We start from the raw sequence: 19094 nt of genomic DNA on the forward strand, positions 1-19094 counted from the left end.
CAAGTGCTCCTGGGTTCGTTCCAGCTTCCTTGTTTTGCGTTCCGGTCGTCGGCACGGCAAGCTGTATTCCAGCGCCATGATTCACGATCCCTACATCATTCCCCCGCTTCCGCCTGACTGGCCCTTCGAGCCGGGCGTGCCCCTGCGTCCGCTCGGATGCCGCCTGAACCTGGAGCTGCCGGGCATGGGCGGCGGCTGGCGCGTCTGTACTCCGGGAGGCATCGTCCCCACCGGCGATCCGCTGCCACTCTCCGGCGCGTTTGGACGAGGCGGCATCCTCCGCGTGGGTGACCTGGTCTTGCGGCCCTACCGTCGTGGGGGCCTGCTCCGCCACGTCAACGAGCGGACCTACCGGACGCACCTCAGGTTCGCCGCGGAGCACGCCATACACCGGGGCTTGTGGGAGGCGGGATTCCCCACCGTCGAGCCGGTCGGCTACGCGTGGCGCGCCAGTGGTCTCGGCGTAGAGGGCGTGCTCATCACCCGGCTGGCCGATGGCGAGGCTTGGCCGCGGCGCTGGGAGCTCAGCACCGACCGCGGCGGCGACATCCGGCGGCTCATCGGATCACTGTGCGAATGGGGCCTCTGGGCACCTGACCTGAACGCCACCAACGTGATCCTGCCAGCTAACGGCGGTGCCCTGATGCTCGACTGGGATCGGGCCCGTTTCGAGCCTGCCGGACAAGACCTCTGGCCGCGTTACCGGGCCAGGCTCGAGCGCAGCCTCCGCAAGCTCGGTGCCCCGGCCGAGGCCTTTGCTGTCATGGCAGCTGCACCGCATCCGTGATGAGCACGGGCTTCACCGGCAGGTTCAGGAAGTCGCTGCGCTTGTTGCTGGTCTTGACGGCCTTGATGCGGTCGACCACGTCCATGCCCTGGACCACCTTGCCAAACACACAGTAGCCCCAGGTCTTGTCGTTGGTTTTGCCCTTGAAATCCAGCGCCGGATTATCCACCACATTGATGAAGAACTCCGCCGCGGCGCTGTGCGGATCCGGCGTGCGGGCCATGGCCACGGTGCCGCGCTTGTTCTTCAGGCCAGCAGCTGCGGAGCGGTCGGCCTCATTGGGGATCGAGGCGTCGGTGCGCTTCTTCCCCAGGTAGTCCACATAGCCTCCGCCCTGGATCATGAAACCTGGGATGACCCGGTGGAAGATGGTCCCTTTGTATTGGCCCTTCTTCACGTATTTGAGGAAGTTCTCCACGGTCTTCGGCGCCACGTCGGGCTCGAGTTCCATCACGATGGCGCCCAGGCTCGTGGTCAGCTTGACTTTCGGCTTGGAGGCGGCGCCGAGATCAAGCGCAGCGATGAACAGAAGGGCGGCGACCAGGGGGCGCATCAGGATCTCCGGGGGGAACCCCAGCATACCCGGACCGGATTCCAGCCTGTTCAGTAGGCTCCCAGGCTCCTGGCCAGGGCATCCCGCTGCCCCTTGAAGCCCTGCTCGTCCCGGGCCTCCTTGATGAGCCCCTTGGCCTGGTCCCGCTGCCCCAGCTTGATCAGCGCCTGGCTCCGCATGAGCGCCACCCAGCCTCGCTGCTCAGAGGCAACCGGTCTCGCAGGATACAGGGCCAGAGCCCCGCGGGCGTCGCCGTGCTGGAAGCGCAGGTCCGCCACCAGGATGGCGAGGGGCTCCTTCGCTTCCGGCTTTTCCGTGCTCCGCTTCAGCCAACCCTCGGCCTCCTGGAGCCGCTGAACCCCGGTTTCCGGAGCGGTCAGCGGGCGCTGCAGGAGGCGGAGCACCCCGGCGATGCGCTCGGGTCCAGGTCTCGCCCGGCCCAGGGCAGCGCGCAGCGGAGCCCAGTGGGAGAGTGCAGCTTCCGCCCGGGCCCGCAGCAGCGCTTCGTCCGGAGTGTCCCCCTTCGCAGGCAGCATCGACAAGAGGGCCTGGGGTTGGGCTTCCGGCTGCGCCTTTGCCAGAGCGGCCTTCCGGAGGGCGGCCCGCTCGGCCGCGGGTGCCTCTGGCAGAAGGCGGGGAATGAGATCAAGCAGACCCTGGGCGGCCAGCAGCTCGACGACGCCCTTGCGGGAGGCCGGCTCGAGCGTGGCGAAGGTCCCGGCCTTCAGCCGGGACAGCAATTCACCGGGGAATCCTTTCTCGAGGCGCTGGACCACCCAGGCGTTCCAGGCCTCTGCCCAGAGCTTCTTCACCTCGGGAAGCGTCTCTCGGGTCATCGGATCCATGCGGTCCACCAGGTTCAGCGCGTCGTCCCAGAGGAGCTTCCCGATCAGTAGGCGCAGTTCCACCACCTGGGCCGTGCGCTTTGGAAGTCCTTTGCCCCCCTTCCGCACCTCGGCCAGCAGGGCCTCCGCACTGGGCAAGTCCTTCGCATCGGGGAGGCTGCCATCGGTGAGCAGATTGGCGAGCGCCAAGCGGGCATCGTCGGCCTGGGCCGAGGCTGGATGGTCCTTGATGAGCTTCCGGAAGACCTGGGCCGATTCCTGGGCCTGCCCGGCCCGACCCAGCAGGCGGCCCCAGACCAGATCCAACCGCGGGGTCAGCTCACTCTTGGGATAGAGGTTCTGGAAGTCCTTGCGGGCGCCCTCGGCCTGCTCCCGCTCACCCACAGCGCACAGGACCTCCACGATGGCCGCCAGCCCACGCTCACTGGGCTTCTCCCGCCCTTCGAGCGGCCGCAGGGACTGCACGATGGGCAGCGCCTCCTGGGGACGTTCCTGCTCGACCAGGGCCCAGATCAGGAGTTCCTGGGGCTTCCGTTTCAGTTCCGAGGGGATGTCCGCGGCCAGGGCCTGATGGAGCCGCCCCTCCGCCTCCTTGTACCGCCGATGGGCCAGGGCATCCTCGGCGAGGATGGTGTGCGCCTCTCCCATGAAGGGGGATTTCGGCCACTGTCTTTCCAGTTTCTTCAGCGCCACCGTGGCTCCGGGCAGGTTGCCCAGCCGGGCTTCGAGGATGCCTTGGGCATAGAGGACCAGTTCGCGTTCGGGGACCTTGCTGGTCTTGAAACTGTGCGCCTTGAGCCGGCTGAGGGCGGCCCGGATGGAGGCCGGATTCTCGGCGGTCAGGGCCCCCTTGGCCAACTCCGCCACCTCCGCATCGGTCATGCGCCCGGTGGGCGCCTTCGCCGGGGGCGGTCGGTGGTCGGCCTTGGCAGGCGCCGCGGCATGCTGGGCCGACAATGGCAGAGCGACCAGGAGGACGAGCCAACCGGCGGTGCCCCTCCGGCCTTTCATGCGAACCACCGGGCCAGGAGGTTCTTCTTTCCCTGATCGAATTCCTCGTCGGAGAGGAGCCCCTTCCCCTTCAGGGCGGCGAGGCGCTCCAAGTCCGCCAGGGCATCGGAACGGCCCGGCCCGCCGGTCGGGGCCATCTGATTGGCCAGGATCTCCATGCGGCCGAGGGTGGTCTCGAGCCGTTCGGCCCGCTCCGTCAGGGCCTTCACCTTCTCCCGGAGCTCATCGCGCTCATGGGTGAGGGTGCGCCGCTCCATGAGCCGCCGCAGGGTATTCCGGAACTGGTCAATCTGCATCGGCTTGGTGACGAAGTCGAAGGCGCCGAGTTCCATGGCCTCGGTGGCCTCGCGGACGCTTCCGAACCCCGTGAGCACCAGCACGGTACAACTGGGATTCCGGTTCAGGGCGCACTTCAGGACATCCATGCCCGTCTTGCCGGGCATGACCAGGTCGGTGATGACCAGGTCGAAAGGGGGCTGTTCCGCCTTGAGCTTTCCTTCAGCCTCTTCGCCCGTGGAGGCGGTCACCACCTGGAAGCCTTCGGCCGAGAGCAGGGTCGAGAGGGTCTCCCGGGGCATGGGATCGTCATCCACCAGCAAGAGGCTGGGGGCTGGGAGGTGGGGCGGTACGATGGGCCGGGTCAAGGGGCATCCTCAGGCTGGTCTAACAATACCCTTTCGGCCGGGGGGAATGGGAACTCCAGCCCAGGTCTCATGCCGCCCCCCGCAACCGGTAGACGAAGGCCAGCACCTGGGCCACAGCCTGATAGAGGTCGCGGGGAATGGGCTTGCTCACCTCCACTGACCGGTAGAGCGCCCGCGCCACCTCGGGACGCTCTAGGATCGGCACCCCTGCCTCCTTGGCCTTCTCCCGGATCTTGAGGGCAAGATGGTCCAGCCCCTTGGCCACGCAGACGGGAGCGAGGGTCTTCTCGTCGTAGCGGAGGGCCACCGCCACGTGGGTCGGGTTGGTCACCACAACAGTGGCCTTGGGTACCTCGGAGAGCATGCGACGGCGCGCCGCCGCCATCATGATGGACTTCTGCCGCTGCTTGATCTCCGGGCTGCCGTCCGCGTCCTTGAACTCGTCCTTCACTTCCTGCTTGGTCATCCGGATGCTCTTCTCCCACGAGGTGCGCTGCCAGATGAAGTCGGCGACGGCCAGCACCAGCATGGCCAGCATCACATTGCGGTAGAGCGCAAAGACTGTGGTCTGGAACAGGCTCAGGGACTGCCCCAGGGGGAGCTTCAAGGTGCCCAGCAAAGCCGGAATCCTCGGCTCCAGCACGCCATAGGCCACCCAGGCCATCAGGGCGAACTTAGCCAGGCTCTTGAGAAGGTCCACCAGGGCTTTCGTGGAGAAGAGCCGTTGGAAGCCCTTGGCCGGGTCCAGCTTCTCGAATTTGGGCAGGAGCGGCTTGGCGCTGAAGGTGAATCCTCGCTGGGCGAAACCGGTGATCAGCGCCACCAGGAGGTTGACGAGCAGGAAGGGCAGCAACAACCGACCCAGGATCATGAACACGTCCCCGAGGAGGGTCACCTGGCCCGCATCCGCCAGGGCCCCCGGCCGGGCCCGCTCGAGGAAGTGGGCCACCTGCTTGGCCATCAGGGCCACCGTGGCCCCACCCAGCCCCAGGAACAGGAAGAAGTTCCCCCATAGCAGGATGGCGCCGTCGAAGTCGGCGCTGCGGGGGACTGAGCCCTCTTCTCGGGCCTTTTGCCGTCGCTTGGGAGTTGCCTTTTCGGTCTTGCCGGGATCCTGCGCCACCTCAGCCTCCCAGCAGCTTCAGGGCGAGTTTCGGGGCGGAGGCCAGGAGCGGGGTCAGCCATGGCCCCAGCTCCCGGAGGACCAGCCCCAGCACCGTCATGCCCATGGCGATCTTGAGCGGGAAGCTCAGCTGCAGCAGCTGCAGCTGGGGCATGAACTTCCCGGAGATGCCCAGGATGAGGTCGATCAGGAACAGGACGGCCAGCACCGGAAAGGCCAGCTGGAAACCCTTGGCCAGCATCTGTCCGATCAGGGTGATCAGGCCAAAGGCCTGGAGCGGCACACCCTGCCCCATCGGCGCGATCCGGTAGCTGTCCACCAGCGCCAGGATCATCTGGTGGTGCAGCCCCGTGAGGAACACCAGGAGGGCCGCGATCTGCATCATCAGGGAGCCGGAGATGGAGGTGCTCTGGGAAGTGGCGGGGTCCAGGAACTGCACGAAGGAAAAGCCCATCTGAGTGTCCATGAGGGTCCCGGCGAAGGACACCGCCTCGAGGATCCAGGCCACCACGCTGCCCAGGAGGAGGCCGATGGCCAGCTCCGAGGCCATCAGTCCCGCGAGCTCCGGCAGCCCCGAGGGAAGGTTGGCCGGCACGGGGATGACGGGCAGCAGGACCGTCGTCAGGAGGGCACCCAAGGCCGCCCTGAGCGGCAAAGGCAACTGCTCAGAGCCCAGGAGCGGGAGCGTCGCCAGCAGCCCCGTCATGCGCGTGAGCACCAGCACCCAGAGCACCGCCTTGGCACCCGTGATGGCCCAGACGGAGGTGTTCATGAGCGTGGGAGTCACGACCGCCTCAGGTCAGATGACGGACGACGGTGTTGAAGTCCGTGAACATGCGGGTGGTGAACCGGAGCATCACCTGCATCATCCAAGGAAAGCTGATGGCTACCACGACCATCACCGCGATGACCTTGGGCACGAAGGCGATGGTCTGGTCCTGGAGGCTCGTCACCACCTGGAAAACCGAGATGATCAGGCCCACCACGAGCGACACCAGCAAGGCGGGTCCAGCGACCAGAAGCGCGGTTTTTAAGGCCTCCTTCCCGAGTTGGGCGATCACCAGTTCGTTCATCCGGTGTACCCCCTCACCAGGGAACCGACGATCAGGTACCAGCCATCAACGAGGACGAAAAGCAGCACCTTGAAGGGCAGCGAGATCACCACCGGCGGCAACATCATCATGCCCATGCTGAGCAGGATGCTGGCCACCACCATGTCCACCACCAGGAAGGGCAGGAAGATCATGAAGCCGATCTCGAAGGCGGTCTTCAGCTCGCTGATGAGAAAGGCCGGCAGCAGGCATTCCATGGGCACATCGGCCTTGGTCTTCGGCGCCGGGGCCTTGGCGATCTTGAGGAAGAGCGACAGATCCTTCTTCCGCGTATGCCGCAGCATGAACACCTTCATGGGCGCTGCGGTGCGGTCCAGGGCCTGGTCGGTGGTCAGCTCATTGCGCTGCAGGGGCTGGAGGACCGTGCTGTTAATCTCCCTGGCCGTGGGCGCCATGATGAAGAAGGTGAGCACCAGCGAGAGGCTGATGAGGACCTGGTTCGAGGGCGTCTGCTGGGTGCCCAGGCCCTGGCGGAGGAAGTGCATCACCACCACGATGCGGGTGAAGCTGGTGGCGGTCATGAGGATGGTCGGCGCCAGGGTCAGGATCGTCAGCAGCAGCATGGCCTGGAGGCTGGAGCTGAGGGCCGGGCCGGAGGGCGCCTTGCCGAAGTCCACGGTGACGGACGGAAGGGGCGCCGCCTGCTGGGCGCAAAGGCTCAGGCCCGCCGTCAGCAGGAGGAGCGTGGGCAGCCAGCGCAGCAGCCGGTTCATTGTCCGCCCCCGCCCTGCCTGAGCATCGCCTCCATCTCCTTTACGGGGACGGGGCGGCCCAGGTCCACCTGGCGGCTCAGGGCGTCATCGAAGGTGCCCGGCTCGCCCCGGTCCCCGGGATCCAGCCGCGAGAGCAGGCTGATGGCCTGGGGGGTCAGCGCGATAAGGAACCGCTCGCCTTCCACGTCCAGGATGGAGACGAAGCGCCGGTCGCCCAGGGCCAGGGTCTCCTCCACCCGCAGCTTGTGGCCACCTCCGCCGGGGATCCGGCCACGGCCGTATTTCTTGAGGGCCCAGAGGCTCGCGCCCGCCAGTCCCAACACCAGCACCAGCGACCCGAAGGCCCGCAGACCCGAAGGCGGTGCCTCGGTTGCCTGGCCAGGCGTCGGTTTTCCGTCCTCCAGCGTCAAGGGAGCCTGCAGTTCCTTCTCCGAGGCCGTGGGCGGAGGAGCGGATCGATCCTGCGCCTGGGCTCCAAGACCCAGGCCCACCATCAATCCAAGGAGAAGCACCCACCGTCGCACCACGACAAACCCCCGACACAGTACGGGAGAGGGGCGAGAGGGATGCCAGGGCTATTTGGGGGTAGCGGGGTGGGGCAGGCGCACGTCGAACAGCACCTTCCAGGCGCCCCCTTCGAGGGCCCAGATCCGGAGAAAGCTGGCCGTGGCGCCCCGGTCATCAGGGCTGGACTCGCCGCAGGTCCAGGCCAGGTCGCCGCTGGCAGCCACCTGGAGCCGGGCCGGCTCCCAGCGCGGTCCGGGCCGGTCGGCCTCCAGAGCCTTCTGGATGTCGGCAAGTTCCCGCAGGGGCATCCGTCGCGGGCGCAGCACCCGGGCCGCCTTCGCCAGTTCTGGCAGCAGGGCCAGGCCCCCCTTCGCCGCCCAGGCCGAGGCGAGGTCGGCTTCCTTCCGTTGCAGGATCGACGTGGCATCCGGCCCCTTCGATGGGGCTGTCTTCACCGCGGGGGCCGCGTCCCAGATGGCGAAGGGCTCCACAGGGCGCTCCGGCGCCGGATGGGGGACACCGATATCGGCCACGGCCTTCCAGCCACCGTCAGCCTGCTTTCGCCAGACGGAGAGGAAGTGGCCATGGACAAGAGCTGGCCCGCCCTTCTTCACGGCGTAGGTCCAGGGACCGAAACTCCAGGCTAGGTCACCGGCGGCCGCGAGTCCCATGGCCTCGGGGTACCAGACCAGGTGGCCCGGGTCGCCGGGCTCGGGCCCGTGCTGCTCCTTCCGGGAGGTCATCCGCGGGGAGAAGACGCTGGCATCCTCGGTCAGCCAGGTCAGGAAGGCGGTGCGGATGCCCTTCTCGTCGGCCAGCCGGGCGAAGGCCAACTCGGCCCGGAGCACCAGCTCCAGGGCAGGCGCCTGGGCGCAGGCCGGTCCGGCGCTGACGAAGAGACACGCAAGGACGCTCCAGACTTTCGACATGGCAATCCCCAGGGAAGTGACCACGACCCTAGCACCGTTGCGGCGCAGTCTCCCTAGGCGTAGGGTGAAAGCCTCCTCTCACGATCCTTGACGGAGCTGCCATGCCCGCCTTCCAGCTCACCGTGAACGGTCGCGTCCGTACCGTGGACGCCGATGCCGACACGCCACTGCTCTGGATCCTGAGGGACACCCTCAGCCTCACGGGCACCAAGTTCGGCTGCGGGCAGGGCGTCTGCGGCTCCTGCACCGTCCACCTAGATGGCAAGGCCGTGAAGTCCTGCCAGACGAGCCTGAAAGAGACCGCCGGACACACCGTCATTACCGTGGAGGGCCTCTCTAAAGATGGCACCCACCCGGTGCAGCAGGCCTGGCTCGCCGAGGACGTGGCCCAGTGCGGCTACTGCCAGCCCGGCATGATCATGACCGCCGCGGCCCTGCTCCAGCACAAGGCCCATCCCACCACCGGCGACATCGACGAGGCCTTCGCGGACCATGTCTGCCGCTGCGGCACCTATCCGCGCATCCGGAAAGCCCTGCTGCGCGCTGCCGGAGGTGGGAAGTGACCAGCCGCCGTGATTTCCTCAAAGTGACGGGGGCCGCTGGATCCGGCCTCGTGCTGGGCCTGCATCTGGAGGCCAGGCCCACCCCGGGAAAAGCCGCCAAGGCCGAGTTCAGGCCCAATGCCTACCTGGCCGTGCGGCCGGACGGCACGGTGCGGATCACGGTCCCCAAGACCGAGATGGGCCAGGGCGTCCGCACAGCCCTGCCCCTGGCGCTGGCGGAGGAACTGGACCTCGACTGGTCCAAGATCGAGGTCGTCAATGCCCATCCTGGGCCGGACTTCAAGGAGATGGAGACCGGAGGAAGCACCAGCGTGAGCAGCACCTGGCTGCCCCTTCGGAAAGCCGGGGCCACGGCCCGGGAAATGCTGAAGGCCGCCGCCGCCAGCCAGTGGAACGTGGGTGTGGATCTATGTCGCACGGAGAAGGGGTGCGTGCTGGGTCCAGGCGGGAAGCGCCTGGGCTACGGCGCCCTGGCAGAGGCGGCGGCAAAGCTGCCGGTCCCCAAGGATCCGCCCCTCAAGAAAGCTGGCGACTTCCGGCTGTTGGGGAAGCGGACCCCCCGCTTCGACGGCCCGGCCATCGTCACCGGCAAGGCTTTGTTCGGATTGGATGTGCGCCGTCCTGGCCAGCGCTTCGCGGCCGTGTTGCGCTGCCAGGTTCCCGGCGGCCAGCCCAAGACCTGGAATGAAGCAAAGGCCAAGGCGGTGAAAGGCGTGCAGGCCGTTGTGAAGGTACCCACGGGCCTGGCGGTGGTCGCCAGCAGCACCTGGGCCGCCTTCGAGGGACGCAAAGCCCTGGCTGCCAGCACCACCTGGGACGAAGGCACGAGCAGGGAGTTCAACTCCGCCGCGCTGGAGGTCCAGCTTCGCACTGCCCTCAAGGGTCCTGCCGAGTCTGCCCGCAAGGCGGGTGATGCGGAAAAGGCGCTGGCTGCGGCGGCCAGGGTGCTGGAAGCCGAATACGCGTTCCCCTACCAGGCTCATGCCACGGTGGAACCCCTGAACACTACCGTGCACCTTTGGCCTGAGGGGGCCGAGATGTGGACCGGCAGCCAGTCCCCCAATGACGTCCAGGCCTCTGCGGCTGCGCTCCTGGGACTAAAGACCGAGCAGGTGAAAGTGAATGTGGCGCTCATGGGTGGCGGTTTCGGTCGCCGCCTGGGCTCGGACTTCAGTTCCGAGGCCACGCAGGTGGCCAAGGCGGTCGGTGGCGGCCCCATCCAGGTGGTTTGGGACCGGGAGGACGACGTCCGCCATGACCGGCACCACCCGGCCACCCTCCACCGCATGCGGGCCGGCCTAACCTCATCCGGAGCTCTCTCCGCCTGGGTGCACCGCATCGCGGGCCCCTCCGTCCTCCGTTCTTGGCTGGGTGGCAAGAAGACCCCGGACCAAGTCGCGGCAGAGGCCAGCGGCGCCTTGGACATTCCCTATGCCATCCCTTCCATCTCCGTGGAATATTCCGAAGTGGAGGCCCCGACGCCCCTGGGCTGGCTGCGAGGCGTTGAGATCGTGCCCAATGTGTTCGCCAGGGAGTGCTTCCTGGATGAGGTGGCCCACGCCTCCAACAGGGATCCTCTGCAGCTCCGCTTGGACCTCCTGGGGGCTCAGGGCAAGGTCAAGTTCGGCGAGGACGAGGCGGACCTCCAGCGACTGAAGAGAGTCCTCCAGGTCGCCGCTGAAAAGGCGGGCTGGGGCCGCAAGCTGCCCCCGGGATGGGGCCTGGGCCTGGCCTGCCATGTTTACGAGGGCCGCACCTATGCCGCCGAGGTGGCCGAGGTATCGGTGTCAAAGGGCCACCTGCGCATCCACAAGATCACCTGCGCCGTGGACTGCGGCCTGGTGATCAACCCGTCTGGGCTGGAGGCCCAGGTGGAAGGCGGCATCGCCTTCGGCCTGTCGGCCCTGTTCACACAGATCACCTGGGACAAGGGGCGCACAGTGCAGACGGGTTACCACGACTTCCCGGTGCTGCGCCACGCCGACATGCCCGCCATCGACACGGTCATCGTCACCAGCGCCGAAGCCCCATCCGGCATGGGCGAGCCACCCGTGCCCCTCGCCATCCCGGCCGTGCTGAACGCCGTCTTTGCGGCCACCGGCACACGGATCCGCAAGGTGCCGATCAGCGCCGGTTCCTTCACGTGAAAGAGCTCCAGGACATCCTCCGCCTGGTCCGGGAACACCCAGGTCCCCTGGCGCTCGCCACCCTGGTGCGCGTCGATGGGGCCAGCTACCGGCGGACCGGGGCGAGGCTGCTGCTGGACGTCAATGGGCCTCTGCGGGGCTCCCTCAGCGGCGGCTGCCTCGAAGGCGATGTCCAGGCCCGGGCGCTGGAAGCGCTGGCCCAGGGCAGGCCGAAGCTGGTGCAGTACGACCTCCGGGGCGAGCTCGACCTGGTCTGGGGCAGCGGCAGCGGCTGCGAGGGCGTGCTCGACATCCTGGTTGAGCCGCTGCATGGCTTCCCCGAGTGGATGGCCTGGATCGAGCAGGCCTGGGCCTCCAGGACCGGCCTTGTACTCCACACCGACCTGAATCCGGATCGATTGGGACAGCGGGTCCTCCTGCCCCGGCCTGGAGATCCGGGCCCCGGCTTCACGGAGACCATCCATCCCCCCCAGGCGCTCTGGGTTCTCGGCGCCGCCGACGACAGCCGCCCCCTCGTCCACCTGGCGAAGGCGCTGGGCTGGTTCGTCGGTGTGCTGGACCACCGACCAGCCTTCGCCCAGCCTTTGCGCTTTCCCGAAGCCGACGCGGTGCGCGCCGGTCATCCCGCCCAAGTGCTGCCCAACCTGCCCCTGGACGCCCGCAGCGCCGTGGTGCTCATGACGCACCACTACGCCAAGGACCTGGAAGCCCTGCGCCTGCTATTGCCCTCGCAGGCCGGCTACCTGGGCCTCATGGGCAGCCGTGCCCGGGGAGCCAAGCTCCTTGGCGAGTTGGCGGCGGAGGGTCTGCATCCCGATGCGCGGCTCCATACGCCCGTGGGCCTTGACCTTGGCGCGACGGATCCCGAAGGCATCGCCCTGGCCATCCTCGCCGAGGTCCAGGCCTTCGCCGCGGAGCGCTCCGGGCTGCCGCTGGGCGGGACGCGGACCCAGGTCACGCCATGATCCCGGCACTCATCCTGGCTGCCGGGTCTGGTCGGCGCATGGGCGGTCCGAAGGCTCTGCTCGTCCTCGAGGGGGAGACCCTGCTCGAGCGGACCGTGAGGCTGGCCCTTGCGGCAGGCTGCTCACCCGTGATCGCCGTGGTGGGCGACTGGAAGACCGGCGCGCTGGATCCGACGGTGCGCGTGATCCGGAACGCCGAAGCCGCCGAAGGCATGGCCAGCTCCATCCGGGCGGGCATCGCCGCCCTGCCCGGGCCTGCTGCTGCCGTCCTCCTACTCGCCATCGACCAGCCCGCCGTGGATGCATACCTGCTCAGGCGACTCCTACTGCTGCACGCCGCGCAGGACGGTGCGATCCCCGTCGCCTGTGCCTACGGAGGCAGCCTAGGCATCCCGGCGATCTTTCCGGCGCGGCTCTTTCCGGAGTTGCTGGCCCTGGTGGGCGATCAGGGCGCAAAGCCCATCCTCCTCCGCGAAAACACCGTGGGCCTTCCCTTCCCGGACGGGACCCGGGACTTGGATACCCCCGAGGATCTGGCGAGCCTCACGCGCTGAGGGTGGCCTTCTTCTGCAGGTGGTCGTAGCGCTTGCGGGCCTGCTCCAGCTCGGACAGGTGCGTCCCTGCCCACTCGCAGAGGGCGCCCATGGGCTCAATGAGGGTGTGCCCCAGCTTGGTCAGTTCGTACTCCGTGCGCGGGGGGACTTCGGGATAGACGTGGCGGGTGACCAGGCCATCGCGCTCCAGCTTGCGCAGGGTCTGGGTGAGCATCTTCTGGCTGATGCCGCCCACCTGCCGGTGCAGGTCGCCGTAGCGCTGCTTGCCCCGGGACAGCAGGTAGATCAGCAGGGTGGTCCACTTGTCGGCGATGAGATCCAGGGCCTGGCGCGTGGGGCACTGGGCGCTGAGCACATTGGGAGCCAGGGAACATGCTTTGCGAACCATTGGGTGCCTACCTTCCAAAATAGTGCCTACTTTCTTTTCGATTGTAAGCATCTAAAGTTTGGGTCACGGGCTAGCCGAATGCAATAGCTCGATGAGGAGGCAGCATGACCCAGATCGCCATCGTCTTCCACAGCGGCTTCGGGCACACCAAGGTGATGGCCGAGTCCCTGAAGTCCGGCGCCGAATCCGTCCCGGGCACCCAGGTGAGCCTCATCCCCGTCGAGGAAGTCGAGGCCCACTGGACGGACCTTGAGGCTGCCGATGCCGTCGTCTTCGGTAGCCCGACCTACATGGGCAATGTCAGTGCCCCCTTCAAGGCCTTCATGGATGCCAGTTCCAAACCATGGCTCGAGCAGAAGTGGAAGGACAAGCTCGCGGCCGGCTTCACCATCAGTGGCAGTCCCAGCGGTGACAAGCTGAACACGCTGCAGTCCCTGATGATTTTCGCCATGCAGCACGGCATGGTGTGGGTCGGAAACGCCGAGATGCCCTACAACGAAGAGGGCATCAACCGACTGGGCAGCTTCACCGGCGTCATGGCCCAGGCCGGCCAGGTGGCCCCGGAGGTCGAACCCAACGCGGCTGACCGCAAGAGCGCCGAACGCCTCGGCCAGCGCATCGCCGGCGCCAGTGCGCGCTGGGCCAGGGTTTCCTGACCTTGGCATCCACGACCCGGGAGATTGTCATGACGGAGAAACGGCCCGGTTCCGTTAATCTGGATCTCTGAAACAGGAGTCCCGGCATGTCCGACCTCATTCCCCATTTGACCGACAAGACCTTCGCTGAAGCCGTGGCCAATGGCACCACCATCGTGGATTTCTGGGCGCCCTGGTGCGCCCCCTGCCGCGAGATCGCCCCGATCACGGAGGTCCTGGCGGCCGAATTCAAGGGCAAGGTCTCCTTCGCCAAGCTGAACGTGGATGACTTCACCCCGCTTTCCGAGCAGTACGACGTCCTGAGCATGCCCACCCTGGTGATCTTCAAGGATGGCGAACCCACGGATCGGATCGTGGGCTCCCTGCCCATCGAGCAGCTCCGAACCCGCATCCAGCAGGCCATCTGAACGCTTCACCTTCACATTCCGAGGAACCCATGAGCTCCATCCCAGGCGAGAGCCTGCTCCAGCAGCTGAACTGGCGCTACGCCACCAAGAAATTCGACGCCACGAAGAAGCTCTCCGCCGCGGACTGGGCCGTGCTTGAGCAGGCCCTGATCCTCACAGCCTCTAGCTACGGCCTCCAGCCCTGGAAGTTCATCGTGGTCACGGACCCGACCCTCAAGGCCAGGTTGCGGCCGGCCTCCTGGAACCAGTCCCAGGTGGAGGACTGCAGCCACCTGGTGGTCTTCACCGCCAAGCAGGACATCACCGAGGCCGACCTGGACCGCTTCATCGCCCGCACGGCCGAGGTGCGCGGCACCACCGTGGAAAGCCTCGCCGGCTATAAGGGGTACATGATGAGTGACCTCGTCAACGGCGCCCGCCACGCCGTCATCCACGAGTGGGCCGCCCGCCAGACCTACATCGCAATGGGCAACCTGCTCACCTCGGCCGCCCTGCTCGGCATCGACGCCTGTCCCTTTGAAGGCATCGAGCCGGCCAAGTATGACGAGATCCTGGGCCTCAAGGGCACGGGCTACGCCACCATCAGCGCCTGTCCCGTGGGCTACCGGGCTGAGGATGACAAATATGCCAGCGCCCCCAAGGTGCGCTTCGAAGGCAGGGATGTCATCGACTACCGCTGATCTCCATCACTGACGGAACGTGCGTGGCGTGGGAAACTTGGAGGTTCCGCTGGAGCCTCCATGTCCACCGCCTCCGATTCCCCTGTGATCACCGCCCCCCGCGGCACGCACCTGCACTGCAAGGGCTGGGTGCAAGAGGCGGCCCTGCGCATGCTCATGAACAACCTGGATCCCGAGGTGGCCGAGCGGCCCGAGGACCTGGTGGTCTACGGCGGCCTGGGCAAGGCGGCCCGCAACTGGGACTGCTTCCACGCCATCGTGAAAGAGCTCAAGCACCTGGGCGATGACGAGACCCTGCTGGTGCAGAGCGGCAAGCCCGTGGGCGTGGTGAAGACCCACCCGGACGCACCCCGGGTGCTCATCGCCAACTCCAACCTGGTGCCCAAGTGGGCCACCTGGGAGGTCTTCCGCGAGCTCGATCAGAAGGGTCTCATGATGTATGGCCAGATGACGGCCGGCAGCTGGATCTACATCGGCAGTCAGGGCATCGTGCAGGGCACCTACGAGACCTTCGCCGAGGCCGCACGTCAGTATTTCAACGGCACCCTGGCCGGCACCTGGACCCTCACTGCAGGCCTGGGTGGCATGGGTGGCGCCCAGCCCCTGGCCGTCACCATGAACGGCGGCGTGGCCCTCTGCATCGAAGTGGACCAGACGCGCATCCAGAAGCGCCTCGACACGCGCTACCTGGATGAGTGGACCGACAACCTGGACACAGCCCTGGCCCTGGTGGAGCAGTATGTGGATGCCCACGAGGCCCGCAGCATCGGCCTGCTGGGCAATGCCGCGGAGCTCCTGCCGGAGATCCTGAAGCGCGGGCACCTCCCCCAGCTCGTCACGGACCAGACCTCGGCCCACGACGAATACAACGGCTACATCCCGGCAGGCATGACGTTGGAACAGGCCGCCGTCATGCGCAAGGATGAGCCCGAAGTCTATGTGCAGCAGGCCCTCACCTCCATGCGAACCCATGTCGAGGCCATGGTCGAGTTCCAGCGTCGGGGCTCAGTCACCTTTGACTACGGCAACAACATCCGCGCCCAGGCCCAACGGGCCGGTTGCGAGAATGCCTTCGCCTTCCCGGGCTTCGTGCCCGCCTTCATCCGGCCCCTCTTCTGCAAGGGAATCGGCCCCTTCCGCTGGGCCGCGCTCTCGGGAGATCCCGCGGACATCGCCGTCACGGACGCCGCCATGATGGAACTGTTCCCGGAGAACGAAGGCATGATCCGCTGGATCAAGGCCGCCCAGGAGAAGATCGCCTTCCAGGGGCTGCCGGCCCGCATCTGCTGGATCGGCGCCGGCGAGCGTCACTTGGCGGGCCTGAAATTCAACGAACTGGTGCGCACCGGTAAGGTGAAGGCCCCCATCGTCATCGGCCGGGACCACCTGGACAGCGGCAGCGTGGCGAGCCCGAATCGTGAGACCGAGGCCATGAAGGACGGCTCGGACGCCGTCAGCGACTGGCCGCTGCTGAACGCCATGACAGCCGTGGGCGGCGGCGCCTCCTGGGTGAGCTTCCACCACGGCGGCGGCGTGGGCATGGGCTACAGCCAGCACAGCGGTGTGGTCATCGTGGCCGATGGCACCGAACGGGCCGACCGCTGCATCGCCCGCGTGCTCTGGAACGATCCCGCCATGGGCGTCTTCCGCCACGCCGACGCGGGCTACGAGACCGCCCGCGAGCATGCCGAGACCATCGGTCTGCACATCCCCATGAAGGGTTGACCATGTCCCGCCCCTGCCCCTGCACCTCGAAGCAACCCTATGACCGCTGCTGTGGGCCCTACCACTCCGGGGGCAAGCTGCCGGAGACCGCCGAGCAGCTGATGCGCTCGCGGTTCTCAGCCTACGCCCTGGGCAAGGCGGACTACCTCATCGCCACCCGGCCCGAAGCCAAGCGCGCCGAAGAGAACCGCGAGGAACTCGCCAATTACTGCAAATCCGTCCAGGCGGTGGGGCTCAAGATCGTCGGAAAGGAGAGGGGGGGCAAGGACGACGACTCAGGCATCGTGACCTTCCATGCCAGCCTCCAGTCCAACGGACGCCGCACCCTCCACATCGAGACCAGCACCTTCGTCCGGGAAAACGGGCGGTGGGTGTATGTGGATGGCGTCGTGAAGGGGTAGCCCCTCGCCCCCCTGCGACCCAACACCCAAGTCTCCAAGGCTCTTCGGCTGCCCCAGCGGCGCAGTGGTCATTTTTAACCCAATCGTCTTTTTCATGGACAGTATTTGGAAATTTAAGGAATCCATCCGGGCTTCCGAGGAATCGTCTGAGGGCAGGTATGGACGCAGGACCCATCTTCATCCGCCGGGCCGATTTTGGGGCCCGCATCCTGGTGGTCGACGACGACGCCCTGACGCGTCGCAGCCTCCGGGCCATGCTGGAGCGGGCCTACTATGAGGTGGAAACAGCCGAAGGTGGTGTCGAAGCGCTAGGGCTCCTTTCCAGCTACAAGCCGGATCTGGTCCTCCTCGACATCCAGATGCCCGACATGGATGGCTTGGAAGTCTGCCGCCGGATCCGCGATCGGCCGAACGGCGACCTGCTGCCGGTCATCTTCCTGACCGGGGATGAACGGCAGGACATCCACTCCCAGGCCTTCCAGGTCAAGGGTGACGACTTCCTCCGGAAGCCCGTGCTCTCGGCGGAACTGGTCGTCCGGATCCGCAGCCTCATGCGCCTCAAGCGGCTCCAGGCCGAGGTCCAGGCGGAGCGGGACAACCTGCTCGACCTCCAGAAGCAGCGGGAGCAGCTCTTCGAGTTCATCGTCCACGACCTGAAAAACCCCCTCTCGGCCATCCAGGCCGGACTGCAGCTCCTCGATGAGCGGGAGGACGGCAGCGCCATCCCCCCGACCCAGCTCCGCCGTCTGCGGGACACCTCCCAGTACATGGGGCGGATGATCCAGAACATCCTCGACATCGGCCGCGCCGAGCAGGTCGGCCTGGAGCTGCACAAGACGCGGATCCCGCTTCGCCAGTGGATTCCCGGCCTCCTCAAGGAAGTGGAGTCCCTCGCCCAGTCCCGTGGGCACGACCTGGCCTGGGCATGTCCCCCCGACCTCGAGATCAACGCAGACCAGGAGTTCCTCCGGCGGCTGCTCCTGAACCTCCTCGACAACGCCTTGAAATACTCCACCCCGGGCTGCTGCACCCGCATCGAAGCTCAGCCCATGGCCGGCGGTGTCCGCCTGGAAGTTCGAGATCAGGGGCCTGGCATCCCGGAGCACATGCGCGAACACATCTTCCGAAAATTCGTGCGCCTCGAAGAAGGCCAGCACGACAACCACTCCAGTTCGGGTCTGGGTCTCACCTTCTGCCAACTGGTGGCCGAAGCCCACCAGGGTCGGATTTGGGTGGAGGAGAACCTGCCCAGGGGCAGCGTGTTCATGCTGGAACTGCCTGGGGGTGCCCCGGGTTCCTGAACACCGGGACAACCGGCCACAACCCCGACCCCGTCCTCGCTCAAAACGGTGGCACTGCCCCTTCGCCAGGCAAGCCTCACGGCCGTGTGGCCTTGGTGGGTTCGAGGTCATTCACCTACCCCGGCGACCGGTCGGGGGGCGGCGCTGTCTGTTCCCGATCAGTGGGCTTCGGGCTCCTTCTCGCCAGCCCGCACCTCGAACACCAGGTGGTTCTGTTTGGGCGGCAGCGGGCAGGTGGCGAACAGGGTGAAGGCGCATGGTGGATTGATGGCCCGGTTGAAATCCAGGACGACCTTGCCGCCCTTGGGCATGTCGGCATAGAGGAAGCGCCCCGCCGGGTAGGTTCCGTGGGCGCTGGTGGCGTCCTTGAAGATGATGAAGAGTTCCGGATGCTCACCTTCCTCGAGCATGGGCTCCAGTGTGACTTCGCGGCCACCCACCTTGAACCTGAGGAGGCCAGGTGCGGTCATGGGCTCCGTAGTGCCCAGCACCGTGGGGATGGCCCGGCTCTGCGGCGTGGCGTAAGGGGTGAACTCCGCCTCCACGCGCCAGGCCGGATCAACGGGGTAGCGGGGCACTCCGCGGAAGGCCTTGCGCGCGAGGTTCTCGGGATCCTTGACGCGGACGCCTAGGCGGGCGCCCCGGCGGATCAGGTAGAACTTCACCCGCCCGGCCATGAGCACATCCGGCGTTCCATCGGCGTCCGACTTCAGCACGGCTTCGGCTGCAGGCTTGCCGTTGAGCAGCAGGCCGCAGCCTGGGAGCGGCCTGAAGCGCACCGTCGTACCTTCCAGGAGGAACAGACCCGCCCTGGCTGGCGCGGCCCACTCGGGCAGCAGCACCGTGGAACCCGGGGCCGAGCCAATCGTGTTCTCGCCCTGGTTCAGCCAGTCCCGGCCGATGAGGGACAGCCAGCCATCCTCCGCGGCCAGCCTCACCTCCCGCGATGCATGCCAGGCGTCCACGGCTGCCTTGTAGGTGTCCTGGGCCGGAGCCGCCAGACAGAGGAGTGCGAGGGCGGGAAGCAATGCGCGAGTCATGGGCACCATCGTACCTCGTCGGGGACCGCCCGGAATGAGGATC

Annotated in this window: 22 protein-coding genes; 11 read left to right on the forward strand and 11 right to left on the reverse strand. The window is 66.9% G+C overall.

The window, feature by feature from the left end; translation table 11 throughout:
- Positions 1-136 precede the first annotated feature (136 nt).
- Positions 137-787 (forward strand): lipopolysaccharide kinase InaA family protein, encoded by a 651-nt coding sequence (locus WAS25_RS07675; protein ID WP_422310931.1) that lies wholly within the window; start codon positions 137-139, stop codon positions 785-787.
- Here WAS25_RS07675 and WAS25_RS07680 read toward each other — a convergent pair.
- The 9 genes from WAS25_RS07680 to WAS25_RS07720 form a co-directional block, all read right to left on the reverse strand.
- Positions 762-1340 (reverse strand): peptidylprolyl isomerase, encoded by a 579-nt coding sequence (locus WAS25_RS07680; protein ID WP_422310932.1) that lies wholly within the window; start codon positions 1338-1340, stop codon positions 762-764. The genes WAS25_RS07675 and WAS25_RS07680 overlap by 26 nt on opposite strands.
- A 50-nt stretch (positions 1341-1390) precedes the next feature.
- Positions 1391-3196: a tetratricopeptide repeat protein gene (locus tag WAS25_RS07685; protein WP_422310933.1), complete on the reverse strand. Its 1806-nt coding sequence runs from the start codon at positions 3194-3196 to the stop codon at positions 1391-1393.
- A complete protein-coding gene (locus WAS25_RS07690) occupies positions 3193-3840 on the reverse strand; it encodes a response regulator (RefSeq protein ID WP_422310934.1) in 648 nt (215 codons plus the stop codon). Before WAS25_RS07690 ends, WAS25_RS07685 begins: the two co-directional genes overlap by 4 nt.
- Before the next feature lie 67 nt (positions 3841-3907).
- Positions 3908-4963 carry a flagellar biosynthesis protein FlhB gene (flhB, locus tag WAS25_RS07695; RefSeq protein ID WP_422310935.1) on the reverse strand — a complete coding sequence of 352 codons (1056 nt, stop codon included), beginning with the start codon at positions 4961-4963 and terminating at the stop codon, positions 3908-3910.
- A gap of 1 nt (position 4964) precedes the next feature.
- Positions 4965-5750: a flagellar biosynthetic protein FliR gene (locus tag WAS25_RS07700; protein WP_422310936.1), complete on the reverse strand. Its 786-nt coding sequence runs from the start codon at positions 5748-5750 to the stop codon at positions 4965-4967.
- 7 nt (positions 5751-5757) lie between these two features.
- Positions 5758-6036 carry a flagellar biosynthesis protein FliQ gene (fliQ, locus tag WAS25_RS07705; protein ID WP_422310937.1) on the reverse strand — a complete coding sequence of 93 codons (279 nt, stop codon included), beginning with the start codon at positions 6034-6036 and terminating at the stop codon, positions 5758-5760.
- Positions 6033-6788 (reverse strand): flagellar type III secretion system pore protein FliP, encoded by a 756-nt coding sequence (fliP, locus tag WAS25_RS07710; protein WP_422310938.1) that lies wholly within the window; start codon positions 6786-6788, stop codon positions 6033-6035. The genes fliQ and fliP overlap by 4 nt, the downstream gene beginning before the upstream one ends.
- On the reverse strand, positions 6785-7315 hold the full coding sequence (locus WAS25_RS07715) for a FliO/MopB family protein (protein WP_422310939.1): 531 nt from the start codon (positions 7313-7315) through the stop codon (positions 6785-6787). The genes fliP and WAS25_RS07715 overlap by 4 nt, the downstream gene beginning before the upstream one ends.
- Positions 7316-7363: 48 nt before the next feature.
- Positions 7364-8224 (reverse strand): DUF4440 domain-containing protein, encoded by an 861-nt coding sequence (locus WAS25_RS07720; RefSeq protein WP_422310940.1) that lies wholly within the window; start codon positions 8222-8224, stop codon positions 7364-7366.
- Between the two features lie 101 nt (positions 8225-8325).
- Here WAS25_RS07720 and WAS25_RS07725 point away from each other — a divergent pair, with 101 nt between their 5' ends.
- From WAS25_RS07725 to WAS25_RS07740, 4 genes are read left to right on the forward strand one after another with little or no spacing between them, the layout of a single operon-like run.
- On the forward strand, positions 8326-8787 hold the full coding sequence (locus WAS25_RS07725) for a (2Fe-2S)-binding protein (RefSeq protein ID WP_422310941.1): 462 nt from the start codon (positions 8326-8328) through the stop codon (positions 8785-8787).
- Complete coding sequence (locus WAS25_RS07730; protein WP_422310942.1) at positions 8784-10934, forward strand: molybdopterin cofactor-binding domain-containing protein; 2151 nt, start codon at positions 8784-8786, stop codon at positions 10932-10934. The genes WAS25_RS07725 and WAS25_RS07730 overlap by 4 nt, the downstream gene beginning before the upstream one ends.
- The gene (locus WAS25_RS07735) at positions 10931-11899 is read left to right on the forward strand and encodes an XdhC family protein (RefSeq protein WP_422310943.1); all 969 of its coding nucleotides are present in this window, start codon (positions 10931-10933) and stop codon (positions 11897-11899) included. Before WAS25_RS07730 ends, WAS25_RS07735 begins: the two co-directional genes overlap by 4 nt.
- Positions 11896-12453, forward strand: coding sequence for a nucleotidyltransferase family protein (locus WAS25_RS07740; protein WP_422310944.1), 558 nt, complete (start codon positions 11896-11898; stop codon positions 12451-12453). Before WAS25_RS07735 ends, WAS25_RS07740 begins: the two co-directional genes overlap by 4 nt.
- Here the strand turns inward: WAS25_RS07740 and WAS25_RS07745 are convergent.
- Positions 12443-12841, reverse strand: coding sequence for a winged helix-turn-helix transcriptional regulator (locus WAS25_RS07745; RefSeq protein ID WP_422310945.1), 399 nt, complete (start codon positions 12839-12841; stop codon positions 12443-12445). The genes WAS25_RS07740 and WAS25_RS07745 overlap by 11 nt on opposite strands.
- A gap of 104 nt (positions 12842-12945) precedes the next feature.
- Between WAS25_RS07745 and WAS25_RS07750 the strand changes: the two genes are divergently transcribed.
- The 6 genes from WAS25_RS07750 (at position 12946) to WAS25_RS07775 (ending at position 18011) form a co-directional block, all read left to right on the forward strand.
- Positions 12946-13497: a flavodoxin family protein gene (locus WAS25_RS07750; RefSeq protein ID WP_422310946.1), complete on the forward strand. Its 552-nt coding sequence runs from the start codon at positions 12946-12948 to the stop codon at positions 13495-13497.
- A gap of 86 nt (positions 13498-13583) precedes the next feature.
- Complete coding sequence (gene trxA / locus WAS25_RS07755; RefSeq protein ID WP_422310947.1) at positions 13584-13904, forward strand: thioredoxin; 321 nt, start codon at positions 13584-13586, stop codon at positions 13902-13904.
- Positions 13905-13933: 29 nt separating this feature from the next.
- Positions 13934-14584, forward strand: a complete 651-nt coding sequence (locus tag WAS25_RS07760) for an NAD(P)H-dependent oxidoreductase (protein ID WP_422310948.1) — start codon at positions 13934-13936, stop codon at positions 14582-14584.
- Between the two features lie 60 nt (positions 14585-14644).
- The gene (gene hutU / locus WAS25_RS07765; protein WP_422310949.1) at positions 14645-16309 is read left to right on the forward strand and encodes a urocanate hydratase; all 1665 of its coding nucleotides are present in this window, start codon (positions 14645-14647) and stop codon (positions 16307-16309) included.
- A gap of 2 nt (positions 16310-16311) precedes the next feature.
- Positions 16312-16710 carry a YchJ family protein gene (locus WAS25_RS07770; protein ID WP_422310950.1) on the forward strand — a complete coding sequence of 133 codons (399 nt, stop codon included), beginning with the start codon at positions 16312-16314 and terminating at the stop codon, positions 16708-16710.
- 158 nt (positions 16711-16868) lie between these two features.
- The gene (locus WAS25_RS07775; protein ID WP_422310951.1) at positions 16869-18011 is read left to right on the forward strand and encodes a hybrid sensor histidine kinase/response regulator; all 1143 of its coding nucleotides are present in this window, start codon (positions 16869-16871) and stop codon (positions 18009-18011) included.
- 158 nt (positions 18012-18169) lie between these two features.
- Here WAS25_RS07775 and WAS25_RS07780 read toward each other — a convergent pair whose 3' ends face one another.
- Positions 18170-19051 carry a DUF1684 domain-containing protein gene (locus WAS25_RS07780; RefSeq protein ID WP_422310952.1) on the reverse strand — a complete coding sequence of 294 codons (882 nt, stop codon included), beginning with the start codon at positions 19049-19051 and terminating at the stop codon, positions 18170-18172.
- Positions 19052-19094 lie beyond the last annotated feature (43 nt).

The organism is Geothrix sp., assembly GCF_049292215.1.
In the GTDB taxonomy this organism is placed as follows: Bacteria; Acidobacteriota; Holophagae; order Holophagales; family Holophagaceae; genus Geothrix.